This window comes from Nocardia pneumoniae NBRC 100136 (genome assembly GCF_000308755.1).
GTDB lineage: Bacteria > Actinomycetota > Actinomycetes > Mycobacteriales > Mycobacteriaceae > Nocardia > Nocardia pneumoniae.
On the sequence record NZ_BAGF01000148.1, the window covers coordinates 1 to 18,363 of the forward strand.

An 18,363-nucleotide genomic window follows, 5' to 3' on the forward strand; every position below is an offset into this window, starting at 1 on the left:
TAAGTTCGTAGTCGTCCGGAGCTGGCGCTCTGGATGCCCAGGGCGGTGGGGTGTAGCTGATCACGGCATGCCGATGTTATGGCTCGGAAGGACTGGCTGCCCCACCGCGCTGGACGCTCCGACCGCTGATTGAGAGCTTCTGCGGGTTGTCGCTGGTTAGGGATCTGCCGGCGGGGTTGTCCACGGGCTTTAGCTGCGATGACAGGAGCAGGTGGGTGAGCGTTCGCCCGAAGATCTGGGTCGGGATAGATGTCGGTAAACAGTCGCATCACGCATGCGCGGTCGACGAAACCGGCAAGACGGTGTTCAGCCAGAAACTCGGAAACGACCAGGCCGCAATAGAAGCCGTGATCGCCCGCGCCGTGAAAGCGGCACCGCAGGTGCAGTGGGCCATCGATCTGACCAGCCCGATGGCATTACTGCTGATCACCGTCTTGCTGGCCACCGAGCAATCGGTGACATATGTGCCAGGCCGGGTCGTGAGCACGATGACTCAAGGTTTCCGCGGCGAAGGCAAAACCGACGCCCGTGATGCGCGGGTGATCGCCGAGACCGCCCGGATGCGGCGGGACCTGAACCGGGTCGACATGCCGAATGAGTTGGTGGTCGGACTGACCCAGATAACCAGCTACCGCGCCGACCTCATGGCCGACTGGGTCGCCGGAGTCAACCGTCTCCGAGCCCTGCTCGGGTCAGTCTTCCCCGCATTGGAGGCCGCATTCGACTACTCGAGCAGAACATCGCTGATCCTGGTCGCCGGCTTATGCACTCCCGCGGAGATCCGAGCCGCCGGAATCGACGGCGTCACAGCTCATCTCATCAGTCACGGCGCCTGGCGTCCCGGAATCGGAAAGGCCGCTGCCACCGCGGTTGCCGCGGCCGAGGGACAGAGCCTCACACTGTCCGGTGAGGCCGACACCGCCATGCTGGTGAAACGTATCGCAGCGAAGCTGCTCGACCTGAACCGCGAGATCAAGGACACCGACAAACTCATCTCGGCCCGGTTCCGGCAACACCCATGGGCGAAGATCATCGAGTCGATGCCCGGCATGGGCCCCAGCCTCGGCGCGGAATTCCTCGTCCAGACCGGCGGTGAACTGACCAGATTCGCCAACTCGGGACGCCTGGCCTCCTACGCAGGCCTGGTGCCTGTTCCGCGCGACTCCGGCCGGGTCAGCGGAAACCTTCATCGCCCGAAACGCTACAACCGGCGCCTACGTCGGGTGTTCTACATGGCCGCACTGTCCAGCCTGAAGGTCATCGACGGGCCATCGCGGCGGTTCTATCACAAGAAACGCAACGAACGACTTATCCATACTCAAGCACTCCTGGCCCTGGCCAGACGACTCGTCGATGTTCTATGGGCATTGCTGCGCGACGGGCGCGAGTTCACCCTCGAAGCCCCCGCCCAGCTCGCCACTGCCGCTTGACACGGTCATTGAGAGTCCTTCCCGCTGAACTTCGTTCAGCGCGTCAGGCCGCAAACACCGTTAGATCCACAGTCCCGCCGCGTATACGCGAAAATCAAGCCCGTCGCTGCCTGCTCTACCTGCGGATAGGTTGTCTCTCGGCCTAACCGAAGTAGCTGATGTTGGTGGTTGTGTTCTGTGGCGGGTATCCGTGGGTGTGATAGGCGATCTGGAATGTAAGACCCGATCCATGCCACGTGACGGGGGACTGTTGGTCGTGTTCCACGTACATGATGAATATCTCGTGCCCGCCCTGATACCAGTTGCTGTGGTGGCCTGGCTCGAGCACGAACAGCTCTTTGGGTACGTCTCGTTCTTGCCGGTACACCGAGACATGCATGCCGGTGTCGTTGAACAGTTGGTAGTTGCCGCCGCGCTCGGCGGGCTCCTCCGGGGACGGGGGCGTCGACGGCAGAGACACGGTCTTCTGCTTGAGCTCCATGTTGGTTCGAGTCACTTGCGCCTCCTTCAGGTCGTGCGGTCGCTGTATAAGGAATCAGTGGCGCGGACACGGCCGGATAGCGCTGATGCCCGCGCTGTTCGTCGTGAAGACCTGGTCGAACAAGTCACAGAAGTAGTGACCAGAGGTGGCTACGGACGCATTGCTGTTCAGTAGTGCAAGTATGAGCACTGATCGGGACGTGATTCGCCCAATTCGGATAAATACTGCCGTGACCAGCGGATAGGTTGTCTACCCGCCCCCTGACTCCTCCCCCACCTTCCTCTGGGGTTCCCCTGAAGTAGTGGACATCCGAGATAGCGGGACCGATGGTCCCTGGAAGGATGTTCCCTATGCCTCGTCCGCGTCGATCGTATTCGCCTGAGTATCGGGTGGAAGCGGCGCATCGGGTGATCGATTCCGGTCGTTCGGTGCGTGAGGTCGCCCGTGAGCTGGACGTGCACGATAATCTGCTGCATACGTGGGTGCGTGACGAGCGGCGCCGGATGGCTGCGGCCGGACAGAATGGCACCGGTGGCCGAGAACCGGATGGTGTTGGGGGCCAATCGCTTTCGGCTGATGAACGTGCCGAGCTGGTCAGGTTGCGGGCGAAGGTGGCCGACAGGCGAAAGATATCGCGTTTCTGGAAAAAGCCTCGGCGTACTTTGCGGCACGGCATCCAAAGTGAGCAGGTTCGAGCTCATGGCGGCGGAGTGCGCCGACCACGATGTGTGCCGGATGGCCGAACTGCTCGGCGTCTCGGCCTCCGGCTACTACCGGTTCCTGCAGGTGCGTGCTGCACCGGAGCCGTCGCCGCGGCTGCAGCGGCGCCGGGATCTGGAAGTGAAAATCCTTGCCCACCACCGGGCCTCACACGGTATCTACGGGTCGCCGCGCATCACCGCCGACCTGCACGCCGAGGGCGAGCGGGTGTCGAAGAACACCGTCGCGGCGATCATGGCCGATCTCGGGATCGAGGGCATCAGCCCGCGCTCGTTCAAGACCACCACCGTGGTTGATCCGGTCGCGGAGTTCCCGCCGGACCTGGTCGGGCGCCGCTTCGACCGCGGCCGCCCGGATCTGGTGTGGTCATCGGATATCACGTACCTGACCTGCGGCGAGGGTGACATGTTCCTGTGCGCGATCCGCGACGAGCACTCCCGGCGCGCGCTGGGCTGGGCCGTCGCCGACCACATGCGCGCCGAGCTCGTCATCACCGCGGTGGACCGGGCGGTGTTCGTGCGTGGTGGTCGCTGCCGATCGACGATTCTGCACAGCGACCGGGGGACCCAATACACCGCGCAAGCCACCGCTGCCGCCTGCGCCCGCCACGGCCTGATCCGCTCCGCCGGCGCCACCGGCATATGCTGGGACAACGCCGGCGCGGAGAGCCTGTGGTCGAGCTTCAAGCACGAATGCTACTACCGGCACACCTACACCATGAAGTCCGAACTCGTTGCCGCAGTTGACGATTGGATGCACTTCTACAATCATCAGCGGCGGCACTCCGCCATCGGGATGCTCCCACCCATCGACTACGAGCGATCCCTCAACGCCGCCCCCGAAGCAAGCTAACCGCGTCCACTTTTTCGGGGGAACCCCAGACTCACGATTCTCTACGACGGTCAATTCTTCGATGATGTGCCGGTCGAGCGCTTCCACGCCGCCTTACAGGCCGAGGGCTGCAGCGAGTTCGACCGGCCCGGATCAACCTGCCCGCTCAATCTCCTGCCGCTCTTCCAAGAGCCAGATCCGCTGTTCCCGGCGTTCACTGGCAAGCTGGCCTACGCCCCCGGTGACTACCCGCGGGCGGAAGCGCTGCACCACGCAACTCTCAAGCTCCCCGTTTGGCATCGTGACGAGGACCTGCCGCTCGTCGACCGCTACATCGAAGCGCTCTACAAAGTGATCACCCACCACGCCGACCTGAAAGGATAAGGCTCGATGATCGAGACAACACTGCTGGAGAAGTTGACGAGGGAAGCCGACCGGGACGACGTGCAACAACTCGTCGTCGGTGCCGTCGTCCAGCACGGCGGCAAAGTCCTCCTGCTGCAACGTCCCGCCGATGATTTCATGGGTGGAATCTGGGAACTTCCGAGTGGGAAGGTCGATCCCGGCGAAGCCATCGACCAAGCCCTGATCCGGGAAGTCAAGGAAGAGACCGGCCTCGACGTCACCGCCATCACGAACTACCTCGGCGAGTTCGACTACCAGTCCGGCAGTGGCAAGAAGAGCCGGCAGTTCAACTTCACCGTCGATGTCGATCATGCCGAGCCCGTGGAACTGACCGAACACGACGCCTACACCTGGACCAGCCTGGCCGAGGAACCGCCTGTCACCGATGCCGTGAAGCAGGTTCTGGCGCGGTACCGGGAGAGCTGACCGCATAGTCGAGTCGGCCGCGCCGACGGGTACTACTGACAGTCTCCGCAACGTCAACAGCCCGCTCCCGAAATCGGGCGGGCTACGTTGATGGTGCAGTCCCTACTAGTCATCTAGCTGACCATCACCCACAGCGCGGCCATCCGGGCCGCCCCGTTGCGGCCTCACTACCCGCGTGGCGCGGTGGCCGACTTCTCCTTGTTCGTCTGGCAGACCAAGCCGTGCGGAGTCCAACGGCTAGCCGAGATCCTGGGCGAGCAGGGCCGCTGGAACGGCAAGGGCTATCGGCTTATCGATTCCTATGCCCGCGACCTGCTCTGTCGCGCCCGGATCGAGCACGTCAAGAGTGCGCCTCAACTCATGGCGATGATCAACGAGATGACTGCAGTGCAGCGCCGCGCCACGTTGCGAGGCGTCATCGGCGGTGATGGGATCCGGATAGTCCGTGGCAGCTCGGAACAAATACGTATCTACCAGGATGATGGCCCCCTGGCCGACGTCATAACAATCCTCGGCTACTTCTGTGGTTACCGGCCAAGCGTCCTCAAGCGCGAGGTCGAGGGGTTGCGGGGTACGAAAGCAGAGGCATGCATCTGAAGATTACTCTCTGCCGCCCAAGAGCGTCCCCCGGTCGCCAACCTAAGCGTTCCCTCGGGACAATGACGGTGTGGTGCCCCACTACCGAATTAGGGAGCTGGACAGCACGATTCGGAAAGAATCCGGTGCTCACTGCCCACAAGGACCGTAGGGGATGATGCCGGTCATGTGTATTCGGGGGCGACTCTCAGCACTGGGCGCCGGACTACTGGCATTGGACGTCTATCCTTCATCAGCGGCGAGTGTGCCGTGCCAACCCGGGAGTTCAAATTTGGGCGCCTCGTCCTCCTCGTCATATGGTCTCAGTATTGCGTTGTACATTCGCCACAAGTTCCCTTCTCGTTCAAGGTTTCCCGTGACCTCCACTTCCGTCCCATCCTCATGCGCAACCAATGCTGCGTGATATTGTTCGACACTATCAATCGTAACTCGCACCTTATTTGCGGAATATCCTTTTGCGACGTCTATTCCAACAGTGCCAGGCTGGTCAGCCTCCGTACGACTCAGCAGGTGCACTGTACCGATAATCGTGTGGCGTCGGCTTCCGGATTCGTCTTCCATCAGGTGAGACGACACACGTCGAAGGACTTCCGAATCTTCCGATTCAAAAGAAAATTCTCGTTTACGAACTGCACCGGTCTCGCCATACTGAGCAAGTTCGAAAGTAATGTTCGACTCTATTGCGCTCGCAGTCGCCGACGAAAGCGCTTTGGTCAATTCGTATGATACTCCGCTTGAGACGCCGTCGACGAAGCCGGATATGTCGGAACTACGGCGGAAGTGCCGCAATGCATCTGTTACCGCCTCGATGGAGCCGATAATCGCATTGGTGACATCCCTGGTATAGGCATAGTCGACGTTCGGTATTCCGATGGTGTCAGCTTTCAAAGAATGTAATGGGATCGCCTCCGAAGTAGGAGTGTATGCCGACAGCACGTAGCTTCCTGGTTCCGTTTGCCCCATCATCACCGTATCCAAAAACCGGTGCGCGAACTGCCCGTACAGATTTCTGTATTGCCGACGCTTGCCCTTGAAGGACTTTGCCCCCGAAAGAATGATGTTACGTGCGCTAAGCACGAAATCCTCACCCTCACGCCAAGGTATCATTCCCTTCGGGGCGCCGGTTTCCTTCCGCAACTTCAGAACATCCATTGCACCCACAACCAGCTTAGGTGAAATTCCCCGACGCCATGTTTCCAACCAATGACCTCGACTCAGAAAACGGACAACACCTAACATATCGTCGCGATACGATGGCGAGTCGGTGTCAAGGGGAACGATGACCATTTGGGAATGCCGAGAAACTTCCCCAGGCTCCCGCAGGCGGGCGTACTCGCCCGTTCGGCCTCCGGCATACTGCCAGCCGATTGCTTCGAGGGCCACGGTGAGTCGATGCGGATCTTCTAGGGCTGCCCGCTCATCGGCTTCCAACTCAGAGTCCATTGAGATTCCCGTCGGCCTCGAGCTTGTCCATGATCTTTGTGAGTGCTAGAGCATCGAACACATTTCGCGTCGGAATCTTAATTGACGGCTTGGAAACCTCCGGCACAGCCACTCCTTCCAGGTTTATCCAGTAGCAGCAGTGCTTCATGTCAAGATTCTGATGTGTCGCCTTGGTCCACTCAGCTTGAATTGGCGTTGTACACATCACGATTAGGATCTTTTTCGGCGTACCCCTGAGTTGAGCAACCATCTGCATGTCACGACGCGTGTTGAAGCGATACGGAAAAGTCACCTTAGAGGGGTCAGGCTTGCTCAGCGTGGTGTTCTTCATCTGGACCAAGATGCTGACCTCCTCGAGGAGTAAATCAGGTTGGCGAGTGATGAGCGCGTCCACACCGTTCTGGTCGCGGGGAAGGAACTGACAGGTACATCCAGCGGTAGCCGCGACCCCTGCAACATACCCCTCCTGGAGTTGCTCCATGCAGTCTGTGAACGTGCGTTCGATAACTGGAACGACGGACATGCGGCCCCCTACCTCGCTCAACCTCTTCACAACGACGCTTCGACCCAGGACCGTTGCGTGTTACTGCAATGGCTTCGCAACCGACCTGGCCATGTGTTAAGGGTAGTTTGCAGCGAGTGGATCTGTGCGGTTCTCGCTCATGAACTCGCGGTTCAGCTTTCGTGCGGCCTCGTGCATGGGGTGAGAACACAGCTGGCCTTGTGTGTGGTGGCGTGCACATGCCGGGGCTGGCTTACCAACCTGCCCTATAGGGCACAGGCGAGGGGGTGGGTGCCGCTGTGGCAGGTCGAGCCGGTGGAGGTCGGGCGTTGTGGATTCTGTGATCGTTGCTGTGGTCACGCCGTTTCAGGTTTCTGGTGCGGTGGACTTCGCGGCGTTGACGGACTATTTGGAGTTGCTCGCCGGTGCAGGTGTGGGCACGATTTTGGTGAACGGGACGAGCGGGGAGTTCGCCAGCCTCACCCTGGGTGAGCGGCGGTCGGTTGTCGAGCACTGCCGTAGTGGGTGGGCGGGAACGTTGATTGCGCATGTCGGTGCGACGGCGGTGGCCGATGTTCGTGCGGCGGCTCGTCATGCCCAGGAGTATGTCGATGGGTTGGCGGTGATCGCTCCGTATTTCTTCGCCGACGCACCCGAGTCAGGGGTGGAGCAGTTCTTCGGGCAGGCGATGGCCGATGTCGAAGTGCCGTGGCTGGTGTACAACTTCCCGCGCCACACCGGCAACCCAGTCACCCCGGCTATGGTGGCGCGGTTGGCGGGGGAGCATCCACTGTTGATGGGGGTCAAGGACTCCGGCAAGGATCTCGCCGTCGCCCGAGCCTACAAGACCACCTGTCCGTGGCTGTCGGTGTTCGTGGGCGATGATCGCGCTCCGGCGCGGCTGGGCGAACTCGGACTGGACGGGATCGTCACCGGCGCCGGCGGCCCGGTCGCCGAGCTGCCGGTCGCGATCACCGCAGCCTCCGCTGCTGGCGATGAAGCCTCTGCGAGCCGCTGGCAGCGGGTCTTCGACACCTACAGCGACACCCGCAAGGCGATGGGGTTGTCGGACATCGCGTTTGCCAAGGCCGCGACCGCAGCGCGGCTACCGGGGTTCCCGCTGGCGGTGCGGGCGCCGCTGATCGCCGCAGATGCGCAGCAGCGCCTCGGCATCGACCGGTTGCTGCACGATGAGACGCTGCCCGCGATCGAGACGTTGCGCGCCTCTCGGCGTTCAATCGCCACCCCTGGGAGCGTGTGACCGTTCAGGTGGCGATGACGAAGTCGCAGAAGTTGTGGGCGAGGTCGCGGACTCCGCTGTCGAGAACGTCTTTGCGGTAGATTTCCCAGTCGGCCAGCTTGGGGGTGTCGCGTTCGGCGCCGCGCGCGATCATCCGCGCTCGGATCACCGGCGCGGCCGAATCCAGCCACATCGTCACCAGCGGAACCGATTCCGCAAGCCCGGTGTAGGCGCGCAGGTGATCACTCAACATCATGCCGGCCGCGGCGGCTTGGCGGATGGTGGACAGGAACGGGGCATCCAGCACCACCGGGTGCGTGGCGGCGACGGTGAGTCCGGTCCGGATCAGCCCGTCGTAGATGCCGGGTCCGACGAGCGTGCGGTAGGTGTCGGAGTCACGATCGTGCCGATCGCCGGTCAGCTGGTGCATGACCGACTCCTCCAGCAACGGCGTGAACCGATCCTTGTCCAACACCGGCGCACGCAACACACCCGCGAGATACGCCGCGGCCGTCGACTTCCCGGACGCCGGGAACCCGGCGACCACCACAGCACCACACTCACGCAGCCCGGCGACCGCCTCGCGTAGCACCACTCGTACCGGCTCCCGAACACCGCCCCTGGGCGCTTGGTGATCATCTGCCATGCGTCCAGTCCACCACAATGCCGTGACCGGGTGCCGGACCCGATGGCGCGTTACTGGTGTATTCCGCTGCGCAGCAACGTAGAACCTCAGCTGAGGGTCACCGTGGTGGCGATGGGGAAGTGATCGGAGAACCCGGCCGGGTTGGCGGTGGTGTCGCCGAGTCCTTTGAACGGGATGGGTGATTTGTAGCGGCCGGTGGAGGTCATCCCGGGGAAGCGGACGATGTGCACGGCCGCGGGATCAGCCTTGATCGGCGAAGTGGCTTTGGCCATGTTCTTGTTGACCAGGAACTGGTCGAGCATGTTCGGTTGATTCTCGAAATAGAAGGTGCCGTCCGGGGAGCCGAGCAGCGGGTAGGCGAGGTTCCACAGGTAAGGGTTGTCGCCGTTGACGACGAGTTCGCGTTGGCGGCGGCTGAGCGCGTGGGTGTCGAGGGAGGTGTTGAACGGTTCGTCGTTGAAATCGCCCATCACCAGCACCGGAGTCGCGGGGCCGTGGACTTCGAGGACGCGTTGGTGGAAGTAGGCGAGGGTTTCCCCGGCGATGGCGCGGTAGCCGGCGGAGGCTTCGGCTCCGCCGCGGCGCGAGGGCCAGTGGTTACCGAACACCGCCCACGTTCGAGGGGTAGCGGTCTTGGTGGTGAAGGTGACTTGGACGATCTCGCGGGTGGCGTTGCGGCGCATCACCACATGGAAGAACACCGAATCCGTCACCGGCTCCGGGACTTCGAGCAGGGTGGTGTCGTAGATGAACGCGACGTCGATGCCGCGTTCGTCGCTGGTGTCGGCGTGCACGATCTTGTAGCTACGCGCAGCCGGCAGCAGGGTGTTGACCTTGTCGACCAGCAGCTGCACGACGGTTTCGTTCTCGATTTCGCAGACCCCGAGAAGGTCGGGTCCGGCGCCGTTGTTCATCTGCGCGATGACCGAGGCGAGCTGGCTGATCTTCTGATCCCGGATCGTGACGGTCCAGTTCTTCAGATCGTTCTGTAGAACGCGCTGGAGTTTGTCGGTCCGGGGGGCGTCTTTGTGGTCGAACAAATTCTCCACGTTCCACCACGCGACGTACAGCGTTGTCGACATGCGGCCACACCTCCTCGCAGAAGAGTCCTGACCTTCGAACGGTAAGCGACCGCGGCTGTCGGCGGATCGATAACACGATCGTCCGAGGTCACGAAGTGCTGAACATCAAGAAACGAGCTTATGACGTGGCGTGAATCGGCAGGCGACGAGCAGATTCACCGGCGACATCGGATCGCCGATCAGGGCTTCTCGAACGCGGGGGTTGAGGGTTCGAGTCCTCCCAGGCTCGCAGCGTCAGAGGCGACATCAGGTACGACAGAAATCGTAGAGCGCGATCATTTCTAAAGATATCGACGATCTGGTCAGTGCCCGTGATTCAGTGGGGTGTCTGTCGCGCTTTTGTCCACTGTTGTTCGAATTCTTCCTGGGTGATCTCTTCGGCGTCGAATTCTGGTTGGCTGGTGATCTCTTCTATGGGTGCGATGGGGATTTCGGCGACGCCGGCGGTGGGGGTTTCGTGGGTTTCGTCGGCCCATTCGGTGTGGCCGTCGCGGTAGGTTTGGACGCGGCGTGTTTCGTAGTTGTCCTCGCCGACTTCGTGGAAGTAGTGGATGGGTTCGTCGGGGAAGTCGTGGTGCCAGGTGACTTTCACGTACCGCATGCTCAGTTCCTTCCCGATCGGATGATTCGTCCTGATAGGTCGAGGGGTTCGGTGTTGGGGATGACGAAGACGCCGGGTCTGCCTTGGATGACGGTGAGTCCGGTGACGTCGATTTCGAGGAAGTGGGAGAACTTCTGCCCGGCCCAGGGTACGCGCAGGAACGCTGCGGAGAGTTGGGCGGGTGTGCGGGTGCCGGGTTGGATGTCGGTGAGGTATTGGCCGTCGCCGTATCGGGCGTCTTTGGGGTTGTGGTCGCGGAGTGATGGCCGCAGTTCTTGGCTTTCGAGGATGGCGTCGTGGCCGGTTTGGTTGGTGTAGTGGTAGAGGCTGTGCGGAGTACTTGGTGTGGGGGCGGCGGGTGCGGGGCTGTGGGGGTTGCTGGGTGGGGTGTTGGCGCATTCGTTGGGGATGAGGCCGAGGGGGTCGGTCCAGGTGGTGGGGTTGTGGGGGTAGGTGCTGGGGTTGGGGGAGGCAGCAAGGCCGAGGGGGTCGGGGGTGAGGTAGCGGCCGGTGGCGGGGTCGTAGGTGCGGTGCAGGTTGTAGTGCAGTCCGGTTTCGGGATCGTGGATTTGGCCCGGGTAGCGCAGCGGTGTGTCGGTGTGGCCGTTCCAGTGGGTGCGCCCCCACAGGTCGGTGGTCGCGGTCGCCGCGGGGTCGGCGCTGGTGGGGTTGATGAGTTCGGTGGGGGTGCCGACGAGGTCGGTGATGATGGCGTAGAACTCGCGGTCGACGCTGGTTTGGTCGGTGGTTTGGGTGATCGGGGTGTGGGAGCCGGGTTGGTGTTCCCAACGGGTGGTGGCGTCGCCGCTGGTTTGTTCGATGAGGCGGGTGCCGTCCCAGGTGTAGTCGGTGCGTTCGAGGACGGTGCCGTCGGTGGCGAGGTGTTGTTTGGTGGTGCGGCGCCCGATGCCGTCGTAGGTGTAGTGCCACCATTGCTGGTCGGGGGTCCAGACATCGGTGAGTTGGTCGAAGCTGTTGTAGCGGTAGTGCCAGATGTCGGGTTTGCGCGAGGGCCGGGTCGTGGTCTTACGGATCAGCCGACCGGCCGCGTCGTAGTGGTAGCGGGTGCGGCCGTCACGGATGAGGAGATTGCCTCGGTACTCCCGCCCGGCCGCCGGGTCGACGCGATGGTGCGAAACCGCATGTGGTGGTGCGGGCTCAGGACCGACAGTCTCGGGGAGCGCTGAGCTGGTGATGTTGGACAGCGGATCGTAGGTGTAGCGCTCGGTGGCGGCGTTGTCCTGGGTGATGGTGGTGACGCGCCCGAGGGCATCGAGGCGGTAGTCGTGGCGTTGCGGCTGCGCTCCGAGGTGGTGGAGGGTGTGGTGGGTGAGGTATCCGTCGGGGCGGTAGGTGTATTCGTCGTGGCGTAGCAGCCGTGGGCTGGGGCGGGTCGCTGTCGCGGGGCCCAGGTCGAGTGAGGTGGTCGGGTATGCGGTGACGGTTTGGTGGGCGAGGCGACCACCCGCGGTGAAGTCGAGCGCGACCGCGATTTCGCCGGTCTGCCAACGGGTGAGGCGCCCGAGTGGGTCGTAGGAGAAGCTGAGCTGGTGGTGGCCGGTGGTGAGGGAGCGGACGCGGCCGGTGAGGTCGTGGGTCCAGGTGGTGGTGGCGCCGGTGGGGCTGGTGCGGCGGATCCGGTGACCGAGGTGGTCGTATTCATGGCGTGTGACCGGTCGGTCGTCGAGTTGTTCGGTGGCGAGCGCGCCGGTCGGGGTGTAGGTGAAGGCGAGTGTGTGGAGGAGGGTTTCGTTGATGCCGGTGGTGGCGGTGAGGATCCGGCCGGCGGGGTCGTGGGTGTAGCGGACCCAGTCGCCGGTGTCGGAGGCGATTTCGGTGAGGCGACCGAGGGTGTCGTGGGTTTGGTGGCGGGTGATGCCGGTCGGTGTGGTGATGGTGGTGACGCGTCCGGCGGGGTCGTGGGTGTAGCGGGTGGTGGCGCCGTTGTAGTCGGTTTCGGCGATCAGCCGCCCGGCCGGGTCGTAGGTGTAGCTCCAGGTGTGGCCGAGCGGGTTGGTGACGGTGGTGAGGCGTCGTTCGGTGTCCCAGGTGTAGCGGGTGGTGGATCCGTCGGGTTCGGTTCGTGCCACTAGGAGGTCGAAGGCGCCGTAGCTGAAGCGTGTGGTTTCACCGGCGCGGTTGGTGTGGGTCAGGACGTTGCCTTCGCCGTCGTAGGTCCAGGTTTCGGTGTGCTGGTCGGGGTCGGTACGCTGCAGCAGCCTTCCGTCGGGTGACCAGTGGTAGTGGGTGGTGGCGCCGAGGGGGTCGGTCACTGCGGTGGCGCGGCCGAAGGCGTCGCGTTCGATACGGGTGATCGCGCCGTGGGCATCGGTGACGCGGATCGGCAGCCCAGCTGGGTCGACCTCGATCACGGTTCGGGCGCCGCTGGGTTGGGTGATCGTGGCCAGCGCACCGTTGGGGTGATAGGTGTATTCGGTGCGGGCGCCGACCGGATCTATGGCGGCAATCAGGTTGGCGTGTCGGTCCCATTCTTGGCGCCACACGGTGCCGTCGGGGCGGGTGATGGTGACCGGCCGGTTGCGCCACAGATAGTCGACAGTGAGGGAGCGGCCGTCCGGGCGAGTCAGGGTCGCGATGTCACCGTCGACGGTGTATCGGTAGCTGGTTGTCGTGCCGTCGGCGGCGGTGACGTGCAGCGGTTTGCGGTCGGCGTTGTAGGCGATGCGGGTGCGCCCACCCAGAGGGTCGATCAGGTCCCGTAGTTGCAGGTCGCGGTCGAAGCCATGGCTGGTGACCGCGCCGAGGGAGTTGGTGACGGTGGTGAGACGCCCGGTGGCGTCGGCGAAGTCGAGGTAGGCGAAGTCGGTGTTCAACACCCCACCGGTGCCGCGCTGGAAGACCACGCGCCCGGCCTCGTCGTAGGTGTTGACCATCTGGTTGCCATTGGAATCGGTCCACGACATCAGCCGGTGCACGTCGTCGTAGGTGTAACGCATCGTCGCACCGACACCATTGCGGACCGTGACCAGGCTCCCGGCCTCGTAATCGAACTCCCTCACACGCGTCGCGCCTTCGTCAGCGGTGGTGGAATGGACCGAGAGTGCGGTGATGCGTCCTGCCGCGGTGTCGATGCTGATCTGGTAGCCGCCGGAATGCGACACCGCGACCGGTTGCGCGTCGCTGTTGTAGTGGAAGCGGATTCGGTTGTGGTGGCGGTCGGTGATCGCGGAGATGGCGTAATTGCCCAGCCGGGACTCCAACCCGGCAAGCGTCGGTTCGGGGGCGAAGTGCCAGATCAGTTCCCGCTGCTGATCGTGGACGCGGTACCCGCCGGTGTCGGTGCGGGTCAGTGTCCAGCGTTGTCCGCCGGCTACCGGCTCGGCGGCGACGCCGGGTTCGGGGTGCGGGTAGGCGAGCATGATCCCGTCCTCACCGAGGAAGGTGACACCCTGATGTTCCACCACGACCCGCATGTCCAGCGTCGAGGACCACGAGGGCCCGAACCAGCGACCGAATCGGTAGTTGGAGCGATGCGTTCGCCGCAACACCATCGGTAAGACACCCGGGAGGTCGAGGTCTGTTTCCGGGAGAAGGAATTCGCCGGTCGCGATGTCGACCGGGTCGTCGGTGCAGGTCTTCTGTTCCGGGGTCCGATCGGTTTCGTGGCTGGAGTCCTGCGCACGGTCGTAGGCGTTGTGGTCGGCCTCGGCGCGCTGTTGCGGTGTCGGATCGGTGGGCGTGCTGTCGTGGGGTTCGTGGTGGGGGGCGGGTTGGTCGTGGCCGCCGGGATGGGTGTCGGTGTCGCTGGCATGATCGGCAACGCCGCGTGAGTCGTGATGCGCCGGTGGGTTGGGGCCGGTATCGGCGTGGTGCCCGGGTTCGGAGCCGGGGTGCGCTGGGGCTGGTGGGCGGTCCGCGTCGGGGTGTGCCGGAGTGTCGGTGTCGGCATGCCGAGGCGAGGGGTCCGGGTTCGGGTGTGTCGGGGCTGCGGAATCCTGGGATCGATGTGGTGCGGGTTCGGGTTCGCCGGGGTGCGGGGCGGGAGTGGTGTCCTGATCGGCGTGAGGCGATGTGGTGTCGGTGTCCGGTGTGGTTGCGGTGTCCGGATGTGCTTGCTGCGGTGGTGATTCTGGGTGCCCGGGTTCGGCGGGGTGGTCACCGGTGGTGTTGGTTGTGGAGGTGTGGGAGGGCGGTTCTGGGCTGGTGTGGAGGGCCGGTTGCGTGGTGGGTGCCGGTGTGTCATGGCCGGGTGTCGGAATGTCGCGGGCAGCCGGTGTGGGCATGCGGGTGCCGAGTTCGGTGGCGCGGTCGGTGAGGCGCACAGCGTCGTCGATCTTGTTGACCGCGGTGGCGGCTGTCTTTGCGCTACCCGCGCCGCCGGTCGCCGCAGTCAACAGGGCGTCACCGGTGATGCTGCCGGCGAACTCGAACGGGTTGCGGCGTGCGTCCGACACCACCGACGACACCACCGCACCCGGATCGGCTGCGGCCACCACGAGACCGGTGCCCAGACTCGACATGCTCGACAGGTACTCGGCTGGATGCGTGAGGTTGTAGGTGTCGGAGGGATTGACCGCGCGAACGAACTGCACCATGGAGCTCAGGCTGGTCAGCACGCCGGAATCGAAGCTCTGCTTGCCGTGCCGGTAGATGTCGGCCAGGTCGCTGAGATTGTTCGACCAACGTTCGGTGACCGGCGGCTGCGTCGGCGCGGTCGACGCCGCATCGAGCAGCTTGCTCGCTGCCGTGGCGGCGGCGTTGTCACGTTGCGCACGTGCGCCCTTGAGGATGTCGCGCGCGGCGTTGCGGATCGGAGTCCAGGTGTCGGTCAGTGTGCGACGGGATTTCTGGCTGTCCGACAGCGCGTTCCACTCGTTCTTCTTCGTGCGCTCCTCAGCGTCGGCGTCGTCCCATTTCGCGATCGCATCCGCTGCTTTGGCTTGCGCGGCAACGACTTCGCTGTACCAGCCATCCAACGCTGACGCGGCCTTGGCCATGGCGTCGGCGCCGTCCCACCACAACTTCGGCTGCTTGTCGAAGACCACGTTGAAAGCATCCGCCGCCGAACCGGTCCAGTTCGCGGTGTCGATCCTGCGCAGCGCATCACCCGTGGAATCGATGCTGGCGCCCATCGTCCGCAACGCGTCCGCAGCGTCGTGGATGGCCGAGGGATCCCCACGAATCAGCTCCTTCGGATCGCGGGTCTCACCGAGTTCGCGCTCATCGACCTGACCGCCGGTCGCAGACGCGATCCGATCACCGAGATCATCCAGGGACTCCGCCACGCCATCGGCACCGACCTCGCGGGCACCGGAAGCCAGCGCGTCCAAACCGGCGTCGGCGGCTTGCCCCGCCGCCTCGACACCCGCCTCGACGACACCCTCTACCGCGTTGCCGACACTGTTGAGGAATTTGTCGAACCCGATCCCCACCTACGAGCCTCCCCCTGGTTGCGTGATGGCCGCGGCCTGCTGCGCGGCACCGGTATTCCACCCGGCCTGCGCGCCGGTGCCGTAGCTGCCCAGATTCGCCAGAGCCTGCGGCCCGACCGCTTGCACCACCTGAACATTCGTGCCGATCTTGGTCATCGCCTCATCAAGCGAAGCGGCGCTGTAATCGGCGTTGCGGATGTGATTGATCCCGTTGTCTGCCAGAGTGTCCTGCCAGGACCGGGCCTTGATCTCATCACCCGACAGATGCGGGTTGCCGACCAGATGCGTCCACATCTGCTTCATCGTGTCCGACGCCGCCTGGTCCATCATGTGATAGCGGCCCGCGGCCAAACCCAAGACCTTGGCGATCTCGTTACCCGCCTGCACCAAATGCCGCACACCCCACGACCAGCGCTCGGCAAACCGTTCCAGCGCCACCTGAACGTTCTGCCGACCAGCCTGCATCGGCGACAGCGCCACCAACGAAAAACCACGCCCGCTCGCGCCGGTCTCCTTCACCCCCAAATCCGACAACTCACCGATGATCCCGTTGATCCCCTCAGCCGCTTGCACCAGCACCTGCGGATCAACATCGAGGTTGTCACCCATCAACCACCTCCTACACCAGGCAGAACCGGCGGGAACGCCATCGGCGCCGCTCCCGCGATATCGATCACCACGCCCGTCGGCCGCACACACCGCGCCGTGAACTCCTCCACAATCCGCCTACCCAACAGCGTGTGGTACCGGTATTCGCGCTCCTGGGCGACACCGCGCGCGACCATGTAGCCAGCGAACTCCTCAAGGCTGGTGAACGCGCACACCCAATCAACACCACCGAACTCACTGACGATCAACCGGTTACCGTCGCTCACACCCACCACCAAGACCGCATTCAAGAACGCTGCATGCAGCACATCGGGTTGCCCGAAACCCGCATAGAACGCGGCGATCTCCGACCGCAACACACCACAACCGCTCCCCGCCTCCTCGATCGACACGAACAAGCGTTCCTCACTCACCGCGCCCACGGCAATACCATTGCATCAACAAGACTTTCGGACACCCGCCGCCCCGCCGTGCCCCGAACATGATCTGTGCACACAAGCGTGCTTCGATCGATCCGGAGCACCGAGACATACCGCCCTCCTCACCTGAGTGCTCGTAGCGAAGAGTCCGCACCGGCCGGGGAGGGCGCGCTCAGCCGAAACAGGGCTGCTCATGGTGCAGGACGGCTGGCCACCTCTAGCGGATATCGGACCGGCCGGATGGTTGCACATCACTAACGCCTACGTCGCACTTCTGCAGCCTCGACTAAACCAACGGCGCCCTGACCTTGGTCTGGCACAGCGGCACATCAAGCCCCTCCTCACCGCCGCCTCCATCCAGTACCGCTTGGACATCCCGACCATCCACGCCCGCCAAGGCGACATCTACGGCGTCGGGTTCCGCGGCAACTACATCGGCATCGATTACAGACTCGCCACGGTTGCCCGGCGGATTATCAACCAACCCTGGGGCACCGAGCCCCGCCACCTCTACTACTGGAGCCTTAAGGCATCGACGGCCCCGGCTACCCAGTCCCGCGCCCCGTTATCAGCGCAGCCACTGCGTCACCAACCACTGGTGACCCTGGTTTCTACTCGGATGAAAGCGCCCCGAGTGCTCGACCGGCCGACGGATCGGGCAATCACCGCGCCATATTGTCACCACCACCGCCACCGCCACCGCCACCTGCACCGGCATCGGGTGTGGTTCGATGAGGGCTGGAGAGTTGGCGGAGGAAATCAGCCCAAATCCGGGCAGACTCTGCTGCGGGAGGGCCGCCGTTCAGCGGCGGTTCAGGATTCGGCGCAGGACGCAACTCTGGTGTCATGCATTCTCTGACGCGCGCGCCACCACATCGGTTCCACCCGGTCAGTAGCGCGAATCCGTCTCCGCCGACGGCGGGGAGTAATCCTCACCTCCCGCCGCGGCCTCCATCACGTCCAGCATCCGCGCGAGCACGATATTCCTGACTCGCCGCGCCGGAACGCGACGGCGGGCAGCGCGAGAATCCGCATCACTGCCGCCACATCTCCCGGACTTGGCGCCGGTGCGATTCGCCCGGCCAGATACCCAGCGAGTTCGACGGCCGTGACCTCCCGCGTCGCCGTGTTGATCGCGTCGACCACCGCGCGGACAAGTGCCTGTTGGTCGGCAGTCATCAGCTCATCGTCGGCTCCGGTCATTCCTTGCTCTGGGTGGCCTCGGTGTAGATGCGCAGGCCCTCGGCGAGCTTGCGCGCCATGATTTCCAGCTGTTCCGGTGTGACGAACTTGCCGAACGCGGCGGCATCGAGCAGCTGGCGGCGTACGTCCTCTACCTGCATCTTGGCGAAATCGAGTCGACTTAACTCGGGCATAGCCCGACCCTACCGTCGATCGAACAAGTGTTCTAGACCGACGCATGCCTTTGCCGCCCCTCGAGGCCCACGGCATGAACGGCGGCGATCCTCCCGCGGTGCAGATGTAATGGTTGGAGGCGTCGATGGCCAACTGTCTCGGATTCCGCCCGAACAAGTACA

18 protein-coding genes and 1 pseudogene are annotated in these 18,363 nt (G+C 63.8%); 8 read left to right on the forward strand and 11 right to left on the reverse strand.

Features of this window, described 5'->3' with window-relative positions; genetic code table 11:
• The first annotated feature begins 215 nt into the window (after nucleotides 1-215).
• On the forward strand, nucleotides 216-1,430 hold the full coding sequence (locus ON34_RS29955; protein ID WP_040785965.1) for an IS110 family RNA-guided transposase: 1,215 nt from the start codon (nucleotides 216-218) through the stop codon (nucleotides 1,428-1,430).
• A gap of 142 nt (nucleotides 1,431-1,572) precedes the next feature.
• On the opposite strand, the gene ON34_RS29960 is transcribed toward ON34_RS29955, so the two are convergent.
• Nucleotides 1,573-1,926, reverse strand: coding sequence for a hypothetical protein (locus ON34_RS29960; protein ID WP_157172496.1), 354 nt, complete (start codon nucleotides 1,924-1,926; stop codon nucleotides 1,573-1,575).
• 335 nt (nucleotides 1,927-2,261) lie between these two features.
• On the opposite strand from ON34_RS29960, the pseudogene ON34_RS38685 reads away from it, so the two are divergent.
• The 5 genes and pseudogenes from ON34_RS38685 to ON34_RS29980 form a co-directional block, all read left to right on the forward strand.
• Nucleotides 2,262-2,456: pseudogene (locus ON34_RS38685) on the forward strand (transposase); the annotation flags it as partial.
• A gap of 31 nt (nucleotides 2,457-2,487) precedes the next feature.
• Nucleotides 2,488-3,483 carry an IS3 family transposase gene (locus ON34_RS29965; RefSeq protein WP_373291989.1) on the forward strand — a complete coding sequence of 332 codons (996 nt, stop codon included), beginning with the start codon at nucleotides 2,488-2,490 and terminating at the stop codon, nucleotides 3,481-3,483.
• A 66-nt stretch (nucleotides 3,484-3,549) separates the two neighbouring features.
• Nucleotides 3,550-3,846, forward strand: coding sequence for a hypothetical protein (locus ON34_RS29970; RefSeq protein WP_040785970.1), 297 nt, complete (start codon nucleotides 3,550-3,552; stop codon nucleotides 3,844-3,846).
• Nucleotides 3,847-3,852: 6 nt separating this feature from the next.
• Nucleotides 3,853-4,293, forward strand: coding sequence for an NUDIX hydrolase (locus ON34_RS29975; RefSeq protein ID WP_040785972.1), 441 nt, complete (start codon nucleotides 3,853-3,855; stop codon nucleotides 4,291-4,293).
• Nucleotides 4,294-4,476: 183 nt separating this feature from the next.
• Nucleotides 4,477-4,890, forward strand: a complete 414-nt coding sequence (locus ON34_RS29980; RefSeq protein WP_040785974.1) for a hypothetical protein — start codon at nucleotides 4,477-4,479, stop codon at nucleotides 4,888-4,890.
• A 222-nt stretch (nucleotides 4,891-5,112) separates the two neighbouring features.
• Here ON34_RS29980 and ON34_RS36485 read toward each other — a convergent pair whose 3' ends face one another.
• Together ON34_RS36485 and ON34_RS29985 are read right to left on the reverse strand one after the other, a co-directional pair.
• A complete protein-coding gene (locus ON34_RS36485) occupies nucleotides 5,113-6,333 on the reverse strand; it encodes a hypothetical protein (RefSeq protein WP_157172498.1) in 1,221 nt (406 codons plus the stop codon).
• The gene (locus ON34_RS29985; RefSeq protein WP_157172499.1) at nucleotides 6,323-6,856 is read right to left on the reverse strand and encodes a DUF4365 domain-containing protein; all 534 of its coding nucleotides are present in this window, start codon (nucleotides 6,854-6,856) and stop codon (nucleotides 6,323-6,325) included. Before ON34_RS29985 ends, ON34_RS36485 begins: the two co-directional genes overlap by 11 nt.
• Before the next feature lie 310 nt (nucleotides 6,857-7,166).
• On the opposite strand from ON34_RS29985, the gene ON34_RS33935 reads away from it, so the two are divergent.
• Nucleotides 7,167-8,096 carry a dihydrodipicolinate synthase family protein gene (locus ON34_RS33935; protein ID WP_157172500.1) on the forward strand — a complete coding sequence of 310 codons (930 nt, stop codon included), beginning with the start codon at nucleotides 7,167-7,169 and terminating at the stop codon, nucleotides 8,094-8,096.
• Nucleotides 8,097-8,100: 4 nt separating this feature from the next.
• Here ON34_RS33935 and ON34_RS29995 read toward each other — a convergent pair whose 3' ends face one another.
• The 6 genes from ON34_RS29995 to ON34_RS30020 all read right to left on the reverse strand — a co-directional run bounded on the left by ON34_RS29995 (nucleotide 8,101) and on the right by ON34_RS30020 (nucleotide 16,798).
• Complete coding sequence (locus ON34_RS29995) at nucleotides 8,101-8,721, reverse strand: P-loop nucleotide/nucleoside kinase family protein (protein WP_083889901.1); 621 nt, start codon at nucleotides 8,719-8,721, stop codon at nucleotides 8,101-8,103.
• An 86-nt stretch (nucleotides 8,722-8,807) separates the two neighbouring features.
• Nucleotides 8,808-9,803, reverse strand: a complete 996-nt coding sequence (locus ON34_RS30000) for an endonuclease/exonuclease/phosphatase family protein (protein WP_040785978.1) — start codon at nucleotides 9,801-9,803, stop codon at nucleotides 8,808-8,810.
• Between the two features lie 316 nt (nucleotides 9,804-10,119).
• On the reverse strand, nucleotides 10,120-10,404 hold the full coding sequence (locus ON34_RS30005) for a DUF6881 domain-containing protein (protein ID WP_040785980.1): 285 nt from the start codon (nucleotides 10,402-10,404) through the stop codon (nucleotides 10,120-10,122).
• A gap of 2 nt (nucleotides 10,405-10,406) precedes the next feature.
• A complete protein-coding gene (locus ON34_RS38230; RefSeq protein WP_051023338.1) occupies nucleotides 10,407-15,797 on the reverse strand; it encodes a putative T7SS-secreted protein in 5,391 nt (1,796 codons plus the stop codon).
• Complete coding sequence (locus ON34_RS30015; RefSeq protein ID WP_040785983.1) at nucleotides 15,798-16,406, reverse strand: hypothetical protein; 609 nt, start codon at nucleotides 16,404-16,406, stop codon at nucleotides 15,798-15,800.
• Nucleotides 16,406-16,798, reverse strand: coding sequence for a hypothetical protein (locus tag ON34_RS30020; RefSeq protein WP_245548268.1), 393 nt, complete (start codon nucleotides 16,796-16,798; stop codon nucleotides 16,406-16,408). The genes ON34_RS30015 and ON34_RS30020 overlap by 1 nt, the downstream gene beginning before the upstream one ends.
• A gap of 220 nt (nucleotides 16,799-17,018) precedes the next feature.
• Between ON34_RS30020 and ON34_RS30025 the strand changes: the two genes are divergently transcribed.
• Nucleotides 17,019-17,684: a hypothetical protein gene (locus ON34_RS30025; RefSeq protein WP_040785984.1), complete on the forward strand. Its 666-nt coding sequence runs from the start codon at nucleotides 17,019-17,021 to the stop codon at nucleotides 17,682-17,684.
• 95 nt (nucleotides 17,685-17,779) lie between these two features.
• Here the strand turns inward: ON34_RS30025 and ON34_RS30030 are convergent, their stop codons facing one another.
• On the reverse strand, nucleotides 17,780-18,004 hold the full coding sequence (locus tag ON34_RS30030) for a hypothetical protein (protein WP_157172501.1): 225 nt from the start codon (nucleotides 18,002-18,004) through the stop codon (nucleotides 17,780-17,782).
• Nucleotides 18,005-18,024: 20 nt separating this feature from the next.
• Nucleotides 18,025-18,201, reverse strand: a complete 177-nt coding sequence (locus ON34_RS36490) for a DUF6374 family protein (protein WP_157172502.1) — start codon at nucleotides 18,199-18,201, stop codon at nucleotides 18,025-18,027.
• Nucleotides 18,202-18,363: the final 162 nt, after the last annotated feature.